At 71.1% G+C, this 16,599-nt stretch carries 14 protein-coding genes and 1 riboswitch; of the genes, 8 read left to right on the forward strand and 6 right to left on the reverse strand.

Annotated features, from left to right (window positions below; all coding sequences use genetic code 11):
• The first annotated feature begins 2 nt into the window (after nt 1-2).
• From WT97_RS00610 to WT97_RS00625, 4 genes are all read left to right on the forward strand, one after another.
• Entirely contained in the window at nt 3-1,178 is a 1,176-nt protein-coding gene (locus WT97_RS00610) for a CaiB/BaiF CoA-transferase family protein (RefSeq protein WP_060352607.1), read from the forward strand.
• A 133-nt stretch (nt 1,179-1,311) separates the two neighbouring features.
• On the forward strand, nt 1,312-2,613 hold the full coding sequence (locus tag WT97_RS00615) for a CitMHS family transporter (protein ID WP_060035507.1): 1,302 nt from the start codon (nt 1,312-1,314) through the stop codon (nt 2,611-2,613).
• 127 nt (nt 2,614-2,740) lie between these two features.
• Nucleotides 2,741-3,907, forward strand: a complete 1,167-nt coding sequence (locus tag WT97_RS00620; protein ID WP_059498922.1) for an acyl-CoA dehydrogenase family protein — start codon at nt 2,741-2,743, stop codon at nt 3,905-3,907.
• Between the two features lie 60 nt (nt 3,908-3,967).
• A complete protein-coding gene (locus tag WT97_RS00625; RefSeq protein ID WP_059789892.1) occupies nt 3,968-4,711 on the forward strand; it encodes an IclR family transcriptional regulator in 744 nt (247 codons plus the stop codon).
• 101 nt (nt 4,712-4,812) lie between these two features.
• On the opposite strand, the gene WT97_RS00630 is transcribed toward WT97_RS00625, so the two are convergent.
• From WT97_RS00630 to cobG, 5 genes are all read right to left on the reverse strand, one after another.
• Nucleotides 4,813-6,168: a chitinase gene (locus tag WT97_RS00630; protein WP_060352608.1), complete on the reverse strand. Its 1,356-nt coding sequence runs from the start codon at nt 6,166-6,168 to the stop codon at nt 4,813-4,815.
• A gap of 350 nt (nt 6,169-6,518) precedes the next feature.
• Nucleotides 6,519-8,234: a precorrin-3B C(17)-methyltransferase gene (cobJ, locus tag WT97_RS00635; RefSeq protein ID WP_060352609.1), complete on the reverse strand. Its 1,716-nt coding sequence runs from the start codon at nt 8,232-8,234 to the stop codon at nt 6,519-6,521.
• On the reverse strand, nt 8,231-8,965 hold the full coding sequence (locus WT97_RS00640; RefSeq protein WP_060352610.1) for a precorrin-2 C(20)-methyltransferase: 735 nt from the start codon (nt 8,963-8,965) through the stop codon (nt 8,231-8,233). Before WT97_RS00640 ends, cobJ begins: the two co-directional genes overlap by 4 nt.
• Nucleotides 8,962-9,588, reverse strand: coding sequence for a precorrin-8X methylmutase (locus WT97_RS00645; RefSeq protein WP_060035498.1), 627 nt, complete (start codon nt 9,586-9,588; stop codon nt 8,962-8,964). The genes WT97_RS00640 and WT97_RS00645 overlap by 4 nt, the downstream gene beginning before the upstream one ends.
• On the reverse strand, nt 9,581-10,945 hold the full coding sequence (cobG, locus tag WT97_RS00650; RefSeq protein WP_306639464.1) for a precorrin-3B synthase: 1,365 nt from the start codon (nt 10,943-10,945) through the stop codon (nt 9,581-9,583). Before cobG ends, WT97_RS00645 begins: the two co-directional genes overlap by 8 nt.
• A gap of 106 nt (nt 10,946-11,051) precedes the next feature.
• Nucleotides 11,052-11,242, reverse strand: a riboswitch (cobalamin riboswitch).
• Between the two features lie 202 nt (nt 11,243-11,444).
• Between cobG and WT97_RS00655 the strand changes: the two genes are divergently transcribed.
• From WT97_RS00655 to cobM, 4 genes are read left to right on the forward strand one after another with little or no spacing between them, the layout of a single operon-like run.
• On the forward strand, nt 11,445-12,695 hold the full coding sequence (locus WT97_RS00655; RefSeq protein WP_060352629.1) for a bifunctional cobalt-precorrin-7 (C(5))-methyltransferase/cobalt-precorrin-6B (C(15))-methyltransferase: 1,251 nt from the start codon (nt 11,445-11,447) through the stop codon (nt 12,693-12,695).
• Nucleotides 12,695-13,783 (forward strand): cobalt-precorrin-5B (C(1))-methyltransferase, encoded by a 1,089-nt coding sequence (locus WT97_RS00660; protein WP_060352612.1) that lies wholly within the window; start codon nt 12,695-12,697, stop codon nt 13,781-13,783. The genes WT97_RS00655 and WT97_RS00660 overlap by 1 nt, the downstream gene beginning before the upstream one ends.
• Nucleotides 13,780-14,511: a cobalt-precorrin-6A reductase gene (locus WT97_RS00665; RefSeq protein ID WP_060352613.1), complete on the forward strand. Its 732-nt coding sequence runs from the start codon at nt 13,780-13,782 to the stop codon at nt 14,509-14,511. Before WT97_RS00660 ends, WT97_RS00665 begins: the two co-directional genes overlap by 4 nt.
• A 42-nt stretch (nt 14,512-14,553) precedes the next feature.
• A complete protein-coding gene (gene cobM / locus WT97_RS00670; protein WP_059498915.1) occupies nt 14,554-15,282 on the forward strand; it encodes a precorrin-4 C(11)-methyltransferase in 729 nt (242 codons plus the stop codon).
• 21 nt (nt 15,283-15,303) lie between these two features.
• On the opposite strand, the gene WT97_RS00675 is transcribed toward cobM, so the two are convergent.
• Nucleotides 15,304-16,482: an MFS transporter gene (locus WT97_RS00675; protein WP_060352614.1), complete on the reverse strand. Its 1,179-nt coding sequence runs from the start codon at nt 16,480-16,482 to the stop codon at nt 15,304-15,306.
• Nucleotides 16,483-16,599: the final 117 nt, after the last annotated feature.

The raw sequence follows: 16,599 nt of genomic DNA on the forward strand, positions 1-16,599 counted from the left end.
GCATGGCGGAACACGAGCAGCAGGGCGCGCTGGCGGGATTGCGCATCATCGATCTGTCGCGGGTGCTGGGCGGTCCGTACGCGACCCAGATCCTGGCCGATCATGGCGCGGAGGTGATCAAGGTCGAACCGCCGTCCGGCGACGAAACGCGCACGTGGGGCCCGCCGTTCGACGGCGACACCGCGTCGTACTTTCTCGGCGTGAATCGCAACAAGCTCGGTATCGCGCTCGACCTGACGCAGCCGGCCGATCGCGAGCGGCTGCTCGGGCTGCTCGAACATGCGGACGCGCTGGTCGAGAACTTCAAGATCGGCACGATGGAGCGCTGGGGGCTCGGATTCGACGCCCTGCATGCGCGGTTTCCGCGCCTCGTCCATTGCCGCGTGTCGGGTTTCGGCGCGGACGGCCCGCTGGGCGGGCTGCCGGGCTACGACGCGGCCGTGCAGGCGCTCGCGGGGCTGATGAGCGTCAACGGCGAAGCCGGCGGCGCGCCGCTGCGCGTCGGCGTTCCGATCGTCGATCTCGTCACGGGGCTGAACGCGGCGCTCGGCGTGCTGATGGCGCTGCGCGAGCGCGACGCCAGCGGCCGCGGCCAGTTCGTCGAATCGACGCTGTTCGACTGCGCGCTGTCGATCCTTCATCCGCATACGCCGAACTTCTTCCATTCCGGCAAGGCGCCCGTGCGCACCGGCAACGCGCATCCGAACATCACGCCGTACGACAGCTTTCCGACGGCGGGCGTCGAGATCTTCCTGGCGGTCGGCAACAACGGGCAGTTCGCCGCGCTGTGCGACGTGCTCGGCACGCGCGACTGGCTCGACGATCCGCGCTTCGCGGACAACCGCGCGCGCAGTCAGCATCGCACCGCGCTGCGCACGCTGCTCGAAACGGCGCTGGCCGCGCACGACGGCGCCGCGCTCGCCGAGCAACTGATGCGTCGCGGCGTGCCGTGCGCGCCCGTGCTCGGGCTCGATGCGGCGCTCGACCACCCGCATGTCGCGCATCGACGGATGAAGATCGAGCTGGGCCGGCATCGCGGCATCGCGTCGCCGATCAAGCTCGGCCGCACGCCGGCCACGTACCGGCGTCCGCCGCCCGCGCTGAACGAACATGCGGCGCAGGTTTTTGCGGACGACGAAGGCAACGACAACGGCAACGCCGACGACCGCCGGCGCTGACCGGCATCGCGGCCGCCAGCCGTGCGGTACCGCGGCGCACGGCCGCGCGCCGCGCGCACCGTCATTCGGACATCACGCCGGCCCGCGCGTCGACATGCACCGACATGCGCACCGGCAGAAGAGGAGACGCATCATGCTCGCATGGATCGGCGCGGTCGCCATCGTCGCGCTGTTCGGCCTGATCATCACGAAGCGGCTGTCGCCGCTCGTCGCGCTGATCGTCGTGCCGGTGGCCGCGTCGCTCGCGGCAGGTTTCGGGCTGCAGACCGGCAAGTTCGTCGTGCACGGCGTACAGAACATCGGCCCGATCGCCGGGATGTTCGTTTTTGCGATTCTTTTTTTCGGCATCCTTACCGATGCGGGGATGCTAGACCCGATCATCGCCGGCGTGCTGCGCGTGATCGGCTGCCATCCGCCGCGCATCGTGATGGGCTCGGCGCTGCTCGCGCTGCTGATCCATCTCGACGGCTCCGGCGCGGTCACGTTTCTCGTCACGCTGCCCGCGATGATGCCGCTCTATACGCGGCTCGGGATGGATCGCCGCATCCTCGCGTGCGTCGCGTCGATGGCGGCCGGCGTCAACTTCCTGCCGTGGGTCGGGCCGATGCTGCGCGCGTCGGCGGCGCTGCACATTCCCGGCTCGGCGATTTTCACGCCGATGATTCCGGTGCAGATCGTGGGGCTCGCGTTCGTGTTCGGCACCGCCTGGGTGCTCGGCGTACGCGAGGCGAAACGGCTCGGGCTCGACCGCGCCGGCGCGGCGTCGCTCGCGATCGCGCCGCGCGAGCTGACCGACGCCGAACGCGCGTTGCGCCGGCCGGGGCGATTCGGGATCAACGTCGCGTTGACGCTCGTCGTGCTCGTCACGCTCGTGTCTGGCATCGTCGACCCGATGGTGATGTTCATGCTCGGCACGGTCGCCGCGCTCGTGATCAATTACCCGGACGTCCAGGCGCAGCGCGAGCGGATCGACGCGCATGCGAAAGCCGCGCTGATGATGGCGAGCGTGCTGCTCGCGGCCGGTGCGTTCACGGGGATCATGTCCGGCACCGGGATGCTGAAGGCGATGGCCGAGGTCGTCGTCGCGCACGTGCCCATCGAGCATGCGCGCCACATGCCGTTCGTGCTCGGGCTGCTGTCGATGCCGCTCAGCCTGCTGTTCGATCCCGATTCGTTCTACTTCGGCGTGCTGCCCGTGCTCGCGGAAAGCGGCAAGCTGCTCGGCGTGCCGCCGATCCAGATGGCGCAAGCTGCGTTGCTCGGCCAGATGACGACGGGCTTTCCGGTGAGCCCGCTTACGCCCGCGACGTTCCTGATCGTCGGCCTGACCGGCGTCGAGCTCGCCGAGCACCAGAAATTCACGATTCCGTTCCTGTTCGCCGCCACCGTGCTGATGGTATTCGCCGCGGTCGCGACGGGCGTGTTTCCGTTATGACCGTGCGCGTTGCCCCGACGCCGCGTGCCGGCCGCCCGAAGGCGTTTCTCGTCGGCGCGGCGGCCGGGGCGGCCCGGTGTCGTCGCGAAAGCGACGCGGCCGTTCACGTTTTCCTGGAGAGCAAACCATGCAGTTCGACCTGACCGACGACCAGCGCGCGATCGAAAGCGCGATCGAGAAAATCTGCGAGCGCTTCGGCGACGACTACTGGCTCGAACGCGATCGCGCGGGCGGGTTTCCGGCCGATTTCCATGCGGCGCTCGCCGACGCCGGCTGGCTCGGCATCGCGATGGATCCCGCCTACGGCGGCGCCGGGCTCGGGATGACCGAGGCAGCGCTGATGATGCGCACGATCAGCGCATCGGGCGCCGGCCTGTCCGGCGCGTCGGCCGTCCACATGAACATCTTCGGGCTGAACCCGGTGCAGGTGTTCGGCAACGATGCGCAGAAGGCGCGCTTCCTGCCGCCGCTGATCGCCGGGCGCGACAAGGCGTGCTTCGCGGTGACCGAGCCCGACGCGGGCCTCGACACCACGCACCTGAGCACGCAGGCGCGCCGCGACGGCGATCACTACGTGCTGAGCGGACGCAAGATCTGGATCTCGACCGCGCAGGTGGCGAACAAGATGCTGATCATCGCGCGCACGACGCCGCTCGACCAGGTCGCGAAGCCGACCGACGGGCTGAGCCTGTTCTATACCGACCTCGACCGTTCGCGCGTCGAAGTGCGCGAAATCGAGAAGATGGGCCGCAAGGCGGTCGATTCGAACATGCTGTTCATCGACAACCTGCGCGTGTCGCGCGACGACCTGATCGGCAACGAAGGCGACGGCTTCCGCTATCTGCTGCACGGCCTGAACCCCGAACGGATCCTGATCGCCGCCGAGGCGATCGGGCTCGGGCAGGCCGCGCTGCGCCGCGCGACGCAGTATGCGTGCGAGCGCGTCGTGTTCGGCCGGCCGATCGGGCAGAACCAGTCGATCCAGCATCCGCTCGCGCAGGCGTGGATGCAGCTCGAGGCCGCATGGCTGATGGTGATGAAGGCCGCGACGCGCTACGACGCGGGCCAGTCGTGCGGCGCGGAGGCGAACGCGGCGAAATACCTCGGCGCGGAAGCCGCGTTCCAGGCCTGCCAGACGGCGATCGCGACGCACGGCGGGATGGGGTATGCGAAGGAATACCATGTCGAGCGCTACCTGCGCGAGTGTATGATTCCGAGGCTCGCGCCCGTGAGCCCTCAACTGATCCTGTGCTACATCGCGGAGAAGGTGCTCGGGCTGCCGAAGTCGTACTGACCGTACCGACCCGGCGGCTCGCCCGGCGCGCGGTTTCCCGTTCCGAATCAAGCGCTCGCCATGGACGTCAAACTCGTTGCCCGCACGCTCGACCTGTTCGAGCTGTTCGCCGCCGAACGGCGGCCGCTGCCGCTGACCGAACTCGCGCGCCTGCTCAATGTGCCGGCGTCGAGCTGTCTCGCGATGGCGCGCACGCTCGTGAGCCGCGGCTATCTGTACGAAGTGCGCAAGCGCGGCGGCTACTATCCGACGCGACGCCTGCAGACGGTCGCCGCCGCGATCGACGCGACCGACCCGGTCGTCGACATCGTGCATCCGCACCTCGTCGCGCTGCGCGACGCGACCCGCGAAACCGCCGTGCTCGGCAAGATCCAGGGCGTGTCGGTCACCTACCTCGACGTCGTCGAATCCGAGCAGGCGATCCGTTATACGCGCCAGCCGGGCGAGCTGCGCCCGCTGCACGCGAACTCGATCGGCAAGGCGATCTTCGCGGAACTCGCGAGCGACGTGCAGCAGGCGCTCGGCGCGCAACTGCCGTTCGAACGCTTCACCGACGCGACGGTGGCCGACCTGCCGGCGCTCGTCGCGCAGACCGCGCGGTTTCGCGAGCTCGGCTGGGCGGAGAACTTCGGCGAGAGCGCGCCCGAACTGTCGGCGATCGCGGTCGCGCTGATGCTCGACGGCGACTGGTACGGGCTGTCGGTCGTCGGGCCGACCGAGCGGATTCGCCAGCATCGCGACGCGCATGCGGCGCTGCTCGTCGACGCGAAGGCGCGGCTGCTGGCCGAGCATGCACGCGGGTAGGGCGGCGGCACCCGACGGCGCCGGCAGCGGGCCGTTGCCGGCGTGCGGTCAGCCACGCCGAAAACGGCCCGCCGCACGTCACGCGCCGGCCCGTCGCAACGTCAGGACTTCACCCACACGCCGCCCGCGCTCGGGTTGTCGCCCTGCGTCCACCATTTCGCGCAATACTTCGCGCCCTGGTACGTCACGCACGTGCCGCCCTGGTAGGCGGTCGTCGCCGACCACGCGGGCGTGCCGCCGCCGACCGGCTTCCACACGGCCGCCTGCCCGGGCACGTCGCCCTGCGTCCACCACTGCGCCTGATACGTCGTGCCCTGGTAGGTGACCGTCGCGCCGGCCGTATAGACCTGGCCGGCCGCCCACGGTGCGCCCGGCTGCGGCGTGCCGCCATTCGTGCCGCCGCCGTAGTTCGGGTCCTGCGTGACGCCCGCGCCCCACTTGCCGTCGAGCTTCTTGAAGATCGTCGCGAACGCGTACGGCTGCTGCGCGACGCCCGAGCAGGTCGGCGACGCATACGTGCCGCCCGACGGGCACGCCTGGTCGCGGCCGACCGACCAGTTGCCGAAGAAGCCGTAGCCGTTCGCGACTGCCGCGTTCAGCACGGTCTGCGCATTCGCGAGCGTGAACGTCTCGCCCTGCACGTCGTTGACGCCGATCATCGGCGTGACGCCGACCATCTGCCACAGCTGCGCATTCGTCTTCGGCTGGCCGGCCGACTTGAACGCCGTGTCGAGCTGCGAGTAGAGCGCCTGCGCGGCGCTGATCGCCGCGGCGCCCATGTCGATGTTCGCCGGGCCGTAATCCATCGCCATCACGTTGACCGCGTCGAACGCGGTCTTGTTCGCGATGGCCGCGTTGACGACGTTCACGCCGTCCTGCGTGAGCCCGGTCGGCATCGTCGGCAGCGTCAGCGTCACATGCAGCGGCTTGCCCTTCGCCGCGTAGTCGGCCTGCAGTTGCGCGACGGCCTGGAAGTTGCGCGCGATCGCCGCCGTGTCCTGCTGCGACCCGCCCTCGATGTCGAAGTCGACATGAGTGAGGCCGTACGTGTCGATCACCGTCTGGTACGCGGCTTTCAGCGCGGGGACCGTCGAGCACGCCTGCATCAGCGGCGTGCCGTTCGCACCGCCGAACGACACGGCGACTTCGCCGCCTTTCGCGCGGTAGCTCGCGATCGACGTGGACAGTGCAGTCAGCAGGCCGCCGCTCGCGCCGTTGCCGATCGGCTGCACGCCGCCCCACGACGGCACGCAGCCGTTGCCCGCGACCACGAACGCGAGCGTGAACTGCTGGATGCCCTGGCGCACGCCGATCTGGTCGATCAGCGGTGTCGGATAAAGCGTCACGTCGACATAGGGCGCATAGACGCCGGCACCGTGCGACACGCTCGCCATCGCGAGCAGACAACCCGCGGCAAACGCACGCGGAACGAAACGCGGCAACGCATTGTTGTTCATTCTGTGTTCTCCAAGTGGAAGAGGGATACGCTGGCCTGCGTATCGCCGCCGACGGGGCAGGCACGTGCCCCGCCGGCGGCGTGCCTATCTTGGAGGATTCGCGTCGAATAGGGAATTTAGGTGTTCTTCTTTTTGTTATTCGATTCCCGATACGTAACGAACTTGCCGATTCGATCGCATTTCGAAACGCAGGGCGGGCATTTTTTCCGACCGATCGCGCGACGCGATGCGCATGGACCGCTTCCAGCGAACCGGCGACGCGCCGGCATGCCGATTACCGGCTCGCGCGCATGCGCATTCACGCGAGCGCCGCCGGATGCGGTATGCGCGCCGGCCGGGCGCAGCGGCCGTCAGCGATACCAGCGCGGCGTATAGACCCATTCGCGCGTGTTGCCGATCGCGAAGCGCCGCGTCGTCGACGAGCCGACGATCACCATCGTGCGCATGTCGACCTGGTCGCCGCGTAGCGCGCCGAGGGTCGTCGTCGACAGCGTCGCGCCCGGCCGGCCGATGTCGCGGCCGAGCACGACCACCGTGTCGGCCGTGCGATACGCGCGCACGATATCGAGCGCCCGGTCGAGTTGCCACGGCCGCGCGCGCGAAATCGGGTTGTAGAACGCCATCACGAGATCGGCTTGCGCCGCATGCCGCAGGCGCGTCTCGATCACGTCCCACGGCTTCAGGTTGTCCGACAGCGAGATCGCGCAGAAGTCGTGACCGAGCGGCGCGCCGGCCTGCGCGGCCGTCGCGAGCGACGCCGAGATGCCGGGCTCCACGCGCAGGTCGACCGCGGCCCATTGCGGGTCGCGCGCTTCGTCGAGCGCTTCGAGCACGGCCGCGGCCATCGCGAATACGCCGGGGTCGCCCGACGATACGACCGCGACACGGCGGCCCTCGGCCGCCAGTTCGAACGCATGGCGCGCGCGCTGCATTTCCTCGCGATTGTCGGTGCCGTGCACGCGCTGGTCCGCCCGGAACGGGCCGGCCATGTTCACGTAGGTCGTATAGCCGAGGATGTCGGTCGCGTCCGCGAGCGCCGCGCGTGCGGCCGGCGTGAGCCATGCGGCGCCGCCCGGGCCGAGACCGAGCACCGTCAGGCGGCCGCGTGCGCGGCCGAGCGTCGCGGGATCGATCGGATGCGAGGCGACCGCGCACGCGAGGCCGTGCGATGCCGCACGCATCGTGTGGGCGACGCGCAATGCGCGGGCGAGCAGCGTGGCGGCGTCGGCGGGCATGTCGCGGTCGCTATCGCCATCGACGAAACGCAGCGGCACGTCGAGCGTGCTCGCCGCTTCTTCCAGCGCGGGTTCGCCGATCGCCGACGCCGGCGCGACGATGGCCGCGAGCGCCAGCCGGGCGAGACCCTGCGTATCGAGCGCAGCTGCGATGCGCTCGGCCAGCGCGTGTTCCGCATGCACGGCCTCCGCGGCGACGCCGACCACCACGCTGCGCGGATGAATCACGAGTTCGTCGCGCGCGCCGCGCCACGCATCGGGCGTCACGCGAATCGCGTGTGCGGCCGCGACATCGCGCGGCAGCGCGACCGCGTCGAGCCACGGCGCGGCGCCGTCGATGCGCGTCGACGCGCCCGCGAGCAGGTCGGACACGAAGCGCTTGCCCTGCGCGAGATCGGCGAGCGCATAGCCTTCCGGCGGATTGAGCACGCACGCGCCGAAGCGCAGTTCGCCGCTCGTCGTGATCGCGGGCGCGACGCCGACGCATTCGGCAATTTCGCGCGCGATCGCATTGACGCCCGTCAGCCCGCCGAGCAGCGGCACGACGGCCGAACCGTCCTCCGCGACCGCGAGTACCGGCGGCTCGACGCCCTTGTCGGCGAGTGCGGGCGCGAGGCAGCGGATCACGATGCCGGCCGCGCACAGCGCGACGATCGGCAAGCCGCGCGCATACAGTTCGCGCAGGTGCGCGCCGAGTTCGTCGAACGGCACGTCCGCGTCGACGCGCGACGCGAGCCCGTGCACACGGGCACCCGGGTAGCGCGCCTGGATACGTCGCGCGGTATCGAGCGCGCTCGCGCCGAGAATCACGATCGCGGGCGGTGTCGTCATCCTTGCCATTTTTCCCCCGGCACGACGAGCAGCGAGAAATACGGCGACGCCATCGGATCGACCTCGTCGAGCGGCACGATGCGCTGGTTTGCCATCGTCGCACGCTCGACGTACAGCGCGCGCTTCGCGAGCCCGAGTTCGTCGAGCACGCGCCGCACCTTGTCGAAGTTGCGGCCGAGCTTCATCACGACCGCCGCATCGGCGCGCGCGAGCCGCTCGCGCAGCTCGTGCTCGGGCAGCACGCCCGACAGCACCGACAGGCTCTGGTTGCGATAGACGAGCGGCTGGCCGAGCACGGCCGTGCCGCCGAGCATCGCGCACACGCCGGGGATCACCTCGGTGTCGTAACGCGGCGCGAGACGGTCGTGCAGGTACATGTACGAGCCGTAGAAGAACGGGTCGCCTTCGCAAATCACCGCGACGTCGCGGGCTGCATCGAGATGCGCCGCGACGATCCCGGCCGCGGTGTCGTAGAAATCGGCGATCACCGTCTCGTAACACAGCGGCGGCGGCAGCGCCTCGGTCGTCACCGGATAGACGAGCGGCAATTGCGTCTGCCCGTCGAGCAGGTGCGTTTCGACGATGCCGTACGCGTTGCCTTTCTTGCCCTTCGCGACGAAATACGCGACCACGGGCGCCGCCTGCAGCACGCGCAGCGCCTTGATCGTCATCAGTTCGGGATCGCCGGGGCCGACGCCGACACCGAACAGCCGTCCGCGCGCGCGCGTCATTCGACCTCCGTCGCCAGCGCATTGACCGCGGCGGCGGCTATTGCGCTGCCGCCGCGCCGGCCGAGCAGCGCCACGTACGGCACGCCGCGGCTGTCGGCATCGAGCATCGCCTTCGATTCGGCCGCGCCGATGAAGCCGACCGGGAAACCGAGGATCAGCGCGGGGCGCGGCGCGCCGGCGTCGATCATGTCGAGCAGGTGGAACAGCGCGGTCGGCGCATTGCCGATCGCGACGACGCTGCCCGCGAGATGCGGGCGCCACAGTTCGAGCGCGGCGGCCGAACGCGTGTTGCCGAGGTGCCGTGCGAGGTCGGGCACTTCCGGCTCGCCGAGCGTGCAGATCACGCGATTGGCCGCCGGCAGCCGTGCGCGCGTGATGCCTTCGGCGACCATCCTCGCGTCGCAGAGGATCGGCGCGCCGGCCGCGAGCGCGGCGCGGCCGGCCGCGCCGGCACCGGCCGAGAAGCGCAGGTCGTACACGACGTCGACCATCCCGCACGCGTGGATCACGCGCACCGCGAGTTTCTCGAGATCGGGCGGGACCCGCGACAGGTCGGCCTCGGCGCGGATCGTCGCGAACGACTGGCGGTAGATTTCCTGCCCGTCGCGAATGTAGTCAAGCATCGGTGGTGTCCTGGCTGTGCCGCGCGTCCATGAGTCGGACCGCGGCCTGATCAATCGTCAGATGGCGCGCGAGCGGGGCGCCGAGGCCCGCGGCCGCGTCGCGCCGGTAAAGGTCGTAATGCGCGGGCGCCACCGCGACGAGCGTATGGGCGGCCGGGTGCGGCAGCGCGCAGTGGCGCTCGCATCCGGTCAGATGCACGTCGAGCGGATGGCCGACGCGCGCGGCGAGTGCGCGTGCGTCGCGTTTCGTGTCGGCGCGCGCTTTCGCGCAGCCCGTGCTGCCGGTGCAGGCAACGAGCATCGCCAGCGGGTCGGACGACGCGCACACGAGGCCGAGCGACGCGAGTGCGTCGCGCGTCGCAGCCGCACGCTCGTTCGGCACGCCGTGCACGAACACGCCTTGCCACGGCGTCATCGACAGCGTGCCGTCGCCATCGGCTTCGGCCCGTGCGGCGAGCTGCTCCAATTGCGCCGCGTCGAGCCGCCCGAGCGCGAATTGCGCGCCGACGCTGCAACGCGCCGCGTCGCGCGACGGGCGCGCGCCGAAACGCAACGCAGGGTCGACACGCGTGCGCCGCCAGTCGGCAAGCGCCGGATCGGCCGCGAGCGGGAAGGGCAGGTAGTGCTGCGCGCGCTCCAGCAGCGTGCGTTCGTCGCACGTCGCAAGCAATGCGCGCATCCGCGTGACGTCGGCCGGCGCGAGATCGAGGAACGCGAGCAGCAGCGCGCGAACCAGTGCCACGCCTTGGTCCGCGGACACGTCGACCGAAGCGGGCCGATCGCCGTGCGCCACCGGCGGACAGCCGGCCAGCCCCGCTGCGAGACGTACCGCGCCGTCGCCGCGGCGCCACGCGGCCAGCCAGATGTCGTGCGGATGATCGAGCGCCGCGACCGTTTCGCCGCCGTCGAGCAGGATCGAGAATTTCGGCGACGATTCGCCGCGGCGCGGCTCGCTCGCGAGCATGTCGAGCAGCGGCACGGCGAGCGCGTGGCTGTCGACGAGTGCGGCGGGGTCGTGCCCGGCAAGCGGGCTCAGCATCACGTTGCGGACGTCGTCGCTCGCCGCGAGCGCGGCCGCATTGACGATGGTGGCGTTGCCGGCGCTTGCTCGCGGGCCGAGCCCCGCATCGAGCAACGCGCGCGTCAGCGCATCGGCCGCACCGTCGCGAATCCCGCGCAACTGGAGATTCGCGCGATTGGTCGCATCGATCGCGCCGGAGCCGTACAGGCGCGCGGCGGCGGCGATTGCGCGCGCCTGGCGCGCGTCGAGCCGGCCGCCCGGCAGCTTGATCCGGCACAGCCCGCCGTCGGCGGCCGCGACCACGCGCACGAGCCCCGGGCAGGCCGACGGGCGCACGACGGACGACGCAGGAATCGAATCGGGAGCGGAACTCAACGGGATACCGGAACAGTGTGGCGCCGCGGCCAACGCATCGGTACACCCCGCCCGACGCCGACTGGCACGCACGCACTTTCTGGCCGGCAGGTCTCCTGGCTGACAGGTCGGCGCCGGCTCCCGGCCTTCCCGGTGAAACCAGTGGCATGAGGGGGGATCGGCTCGCTGTCTACAGTTGCGGGGGCAGCCACAGCGGCGCGCGGTGCGCCCTGTGTTCCCTCTTCGGCCCCGAAGGGCACCGGCGAACGAACGGCCGTAGGATACCCGATTTCGGCCACGATTCGCGACCGGCTGGCCGTTCGCGGCGGGCGAAGCGGGCAATGCCCGGGCGCGAGCGGGCGGCCGGATGAAACGCGGGGTGGAACACGGTACCATGCCGTATTTCGCAATGCGGACGGCCGCATCGGCGCTTTCGGGGCCGCGCGGCGACACGATGAAATCGAACGATGGGGAAGGGTGGATGACGGCGTGGCTGACGGTAGTGGGCATCGGCGACGACGGTTACGCGGGGCTCGGACGCCACGCGCGGCGCGCGTTGCTCGACGCGACGCGCGTGGTCGGCGCGAAGCGGCATCTCGACATGCTGCCCGCACGGCTGCGGGCGACGCGCGAAGCATGGCCGTCGCCGTTCGACCTGTCGGGGCTGCTCGCGCGCCGCGGCGCGCCCGTGTGCGTGCTCGCGAGCGGCGACCCGATGCTGTTCGGCGTCGGCGCGACGCTCGCCCGCGCGCTTTCTCCCGACGAATGGCGCGTGCTGCCCGCGCCGTCGTCGCTGTCGCTCGCGGCCGCCCGCCTCGGCTGGGCGCTGCAGGACGTGGGCGCGGTCTCGCTCGTCGGGCGGCCGCTCGCGACGCTGGCGCGCCATCTGCTGCCGGGCCGGCGCCTGTTCGTGCTGAGCGCCGACGGCCGCACGCCGGCCGCCGTCGCGGCCGAACTCGCCGCCCGCGGTTTCGGGCCGACGCGCGTCAGCGTGTTCGAACACCTCGGCGGCCCGCTCGAGCGACGGATCGATGGCCTCGCGCAAGACTGGAGCGTCGCCGAAACCGCCGCGCTCAATCTCGTCGCGCTCGACTGCCGGGCGGGCCCCGACGCGCCGCGCCGCGCGCTCACGCCCGGCCTGCCCGACGACGCGTACCGCCACGACGGCCAGCTCACCAAGCGCGACCTGCGCGCGATGACGCTCGGGCGCCTCGCCCCCGCGCCCGGCGAGCTGCTGTGGGACGTCGGCGCCGGCAGTGGCTCGATCGGCATCGAATGGATGCGCGCGCATCCATCGTGCCAGGCGATCGCGATCGAAGCGCATGCGGAGCGGCAGCGCTTCATCGAACACAACCGCGAGACGCTCGGCGTGCCGGGCCTGCAACTCGTCGCGGGTCGTGCGCCCGATGCGCTCGCGGGGCTTGCCGCGCCCGACGCGGTCTTCATCGGCGGCGGCGCGACGGCACCCGGCGTGCTCGACGCGTGCTGGGCGTCGCTGAAACCGGGCGGCCGGCTGGTCGCGAACGCGGTCACGCTGCAGGGCGAGATGGCGCTCGCCGCGTGGCGCGACGTGCACGGCGGCACGCTCACGCGCGTGTCGCTCGCACATGCCGAACCGCTTGGCCGTTTCGACACGTGGCGACAGCCGCTGCCGGTCACGCTGTACGACGTGCGCAAGCCCGACGCGGCCGGCTCGACGACTCTGAATCCGTCGAACGCAACGGACGCGTGATGCGCGACGAAACTCCCGAACAGCCCGCGCCGCTGCGCTTCGGCTACACGACCGGCAGTTGCGCGACCGCGACGTCGCTCGCGGCCGCGCGACTGCTGCTCGCGGGCCATGCGGACGACGCGGTCGAGATCGTGCTGCCGAAGGGGCAGCGCGTGATGATGCGGCTCGAATTCTGCCGCGCCACGGCCGACGGCGCCGAAGCCGGCACGATCAAGGATGCCGGCGACGATCCGGACGTCACGCACGGCGCGCTGATCTTCGCGCGCGTCGCGCTCGCGGCGGCGCCCGGCGTGCGCTTTCATGCCGGGCCGGGCGTCGGCACGGTCACGCGGGCGGGGCTGACGCTGCCGGTCGGCGAGCCGGCGATCAACCCGGTGCCGCGCCGGATGATGACCACGCACCTGGAAGCGCTCGCCGCCGAACACGGCTACGCGGGCGGCTTCGACGTGACGATCGGCGTCGACGGCGGCGAGGCGCTCGCGCTGAAGACGATGAACCCGCGCCTGGGCATCGTCGGCGGGCTGTCGATCCTCGGCACGACCGGCATCGTGCGGCCGTTCTCGTGCTCGGCCTATATCGCGTCGATTCATCAGGGCATCGACGTCGCGCGAGCGAACGGCATCGCGCACATCGCCGCCTGCACGGGCAACGCGAGCGAGGACGCGATGCGCGCGCACTACCGTCTGCCCGACATGGCGTTGATCGAGATGGGCGACTTCGCGGGCGCGGTGCTCAAGCGCCTGCGGCGCGCGCCGGTCGCGCGCCTGTCGATGTGCGGCGGCTTCGGCAAGCTGAGCAAGCTCGCGGCCGGCCATCTCGATCTGCACAGCCGCCATTCGAGCATCGACCTGCCGCTGCTCGCGCAGTGGGCGGCCGAAGCCGGCGCGGGCGATGCGCTGCAGGCCGCGATGCGCGCCGCGAACACGAGCCAGGAAGCGTTGAAACTCGCGCAGGCCGACGGCGTGCCGCTCGGCGATCTCGTTTGCGCACATGCGTTGCAGGTGGCGCGCGACATCGTGCCGCCGTCGGTCGCGGTCGAGATGTTCGCGATCGACCGGCAAGGCCGCTTCGTCGGGGAGGCGCGATGAGCCCGCGCATCCTGCTGCTCGGCGGCACCGGCGATGCGCTGAAAATCGCGCGCGCGCTCGGCCCGCATCATGTCTATAGTCTCGCCGGCCTCGGCAAGACGCCCGACGACTTGCGCTGCGACGTGCGCGTCGGCGGTTTCGGCGGCGCAGCCGGGCTCGCCGCGTATCTTCGCGACGCCGGCATCGGCCTCGTGATCGACGCAACGCATCCGTATGCCGCGCAAATCAGCGCGAACGCCGCGGCGGCGACGCGCGACGCGGGCGTGCCGCTATGGGCGCTGCGCCGCGCGCCGTGGACGCCGCAACCGGGCGACGACTGGCGGATGGTCGACGACTGGGCCGGCATCGAGGCCGCGCTCGCGCCGTTCAGGCGTCCGCTGTTCACGCTCGGCCGCGAACCGCTCGCGCATCTCGACACGATCCCGCCGCACCAGTTCTGGCTCGTGCGCTGCCTCGATGCGCATCCCGGCAACGCCCGCGCACAGGTCGTCGCCGCGCGCGGGCCGTTCACGCCCGACGGCGAGCGTGCGCTGTTCGCGCTGGCGGGGATCGACGTCGTCGTCAGCAAGAACAGCGGCGGCGCGGCCACGGAGGCCAAGCTCGACGTCGCACGCGAACGCAGGCTGCCGGTCGTGATGCTGCGCCGGCCGCCGGTGCCCGATGCCGACCGCGCGTTCGACTCGGTCCGGGCGCTCGTCGACGCACTCGATCCGGCCGCGCGCGCCTGACGCGACGCAGCGGTCATCCCACGAATTGACGGAGAAATTTCGATGACGGTGTATTTCATCGGCGCGGGCCCCGGCGACCCGGAGCTGATCACGGTAAAGGGCCAGCGCCTCGTGCGCACGTGCCCGGTGATCCTGTATGCGGGCTCGCTCGTGCCGGCCGCCGTGCTCGACGGTCATCGCGCGGAGCAGGTCGTCAACACGGCCGACCTCGATCTCGACGCGATCGTCGCGCTGCTCGCCGCCGCGCATGCGAAAGGGCAGGACGTCGCGCGCGTGCATTCGGGCGACCCATCGCTGTACGGCGCGATCGGCGAGCAGATCCGCCGCCTGAAAGCGCTCGGGATTCCGTACGAAATCGTGCCGGGCGTGACGGCCACGGCCGCGTGCGCGGCGACGCTCGGCGTCGAGCTGACGCTGCCCGACGTCGCGCAGACGGTGATCCTCACGCGCTTCGCGGGCAAGACGACGATGCCGGAAGGCGAAGCGCTCGGCTCGCTCGCCGCGCACCGCGCGACGCTCGCGATCCATCTCGGCGTGCGCCATCTCGCGCGCATCGTCGACGAAGTGCTGCCGCATTACGGCGCCGATTGCCCGGTGGCGGTGATCTATCGCGCGAGCTGGCCCGACGAGGAACGCGTGACGGGCACGCTGGCCGACATCGTCGGCAAGGTGCAGGGCACGCAGATCGAGCGCACCGCGCTGATCCTGATCGGTCGCGTGCTCGACGCCGAAGGGTTCGCGGATTCGACGCTGTACGCGAGCGCGGGCTGAACGCACCCGCGCCCGCGTCGCTCAGACCCGCGCCACGTGCCGCGCCAGCTTCGGCGCAAACCCCGCCGCCAGCGCGAATAGCGCGACGCACAGGCACGCCATCGCGACCCACGCGGGCGTCAGGTCCGCGAGATGCTGGCGCACGACACCTGCCGCGAATGGAAACAAGCCGGCGACCAGGTAGCCGACACCCTGCACGAACCCCGTCAGCGACGCGGCATCGGCGGGCGTGGCCGCGTGGTCGACCGTGACGATCAGCGACAGCGGAAACAGCGCGCCGATTCCCGCGCCGAGCAGCAGCGCGGCCGGCAACGCGAGCGCGTCGGGCGCGGCCAGCATCGTCAGCAACCCGACGAACAGCGACGCGATCGCCGCATGCAGCGCGGGCCGGCGATCGGGCAGGCGGTCGATCGTTGCGGCAATCGTCAATCCCGCGACCACTTCCGCGAGCGTCACGCCGCCGAGCAGGCTGCCGGCCGCGGTCGGCGACCAGCCGAGCCGCATGTAGTACGGCGGCAGCCACGCGAGCACGAGCGTGTAGGCGCCCGTCGCGATGCCGAAGAACAGCGCGAGCCGCCATGCGCGCGGCGAACGCGATGGTCGCGCATTCGATACCGACAGCGACGCGCCGGCCGGCGCGTCGCCGCCACGGCTCGCCAGCGGCCAGGCCAGTGCGGCGAGCGCCGCCGGCAACGCCCAGCCCGCGAGCGCGACGAGCCAGCCCCAGCGCGCCGCCGCGAAGGGCGCGACGACGCTCGCGAGCACCGCGCCGCCCATGATCGACGTCGAGTAGACGCCCATCGCACCGCCGATGCGCGTCGCGAAATGCGCCTTCACGAAGCCGGGCAGCAGCGCCTGCACCATCGCGATTCCGATGCCCGCGCAGCACGCGCTCGCGAGCAGCAACCCTGCGTGCTGCGCACCGACGCGCGCGGCGCAAGCCAGCCCGATCAACGCGACGCCGAGCCACACGCCGCCCGCGATCCCGGCGACGCGCTGCAGGCGCCGCGCGCTCAGCGCGCCGAACCCCATCAGCAGGATCGGTATCGTCGTCAGCAGGCTCGCCGCGCCGTCGCCGATACCGGTCGCGCGCTGGATCATGTCGAGCAACGGGCCGACCGCGGCGAGCGCCGGCCGCAGGTTCAGCCCGACGAGCACGATCGCGGCGAGCCGCCATCCGGGGGAAGTGAAGCGATTCAATGCAAGGCCCTCGATATCGGTGCGCGGCTGCCCACGAGGCGCCGCGCGTTTTTCAGGTAAAGTATCTCGATATCAAGATAAATGACTATTTATCTCGACGTCAAGATAACTGGCAAG

This window comes from Burkholderia sp. MSMB1459WGS (assembly GCF_001534535.1).
GTDB lineage: Bacteria > Pseudomonadota > Gammaproteobacteria > Burkholderiales > Burkholderiaceae > Burkholderia.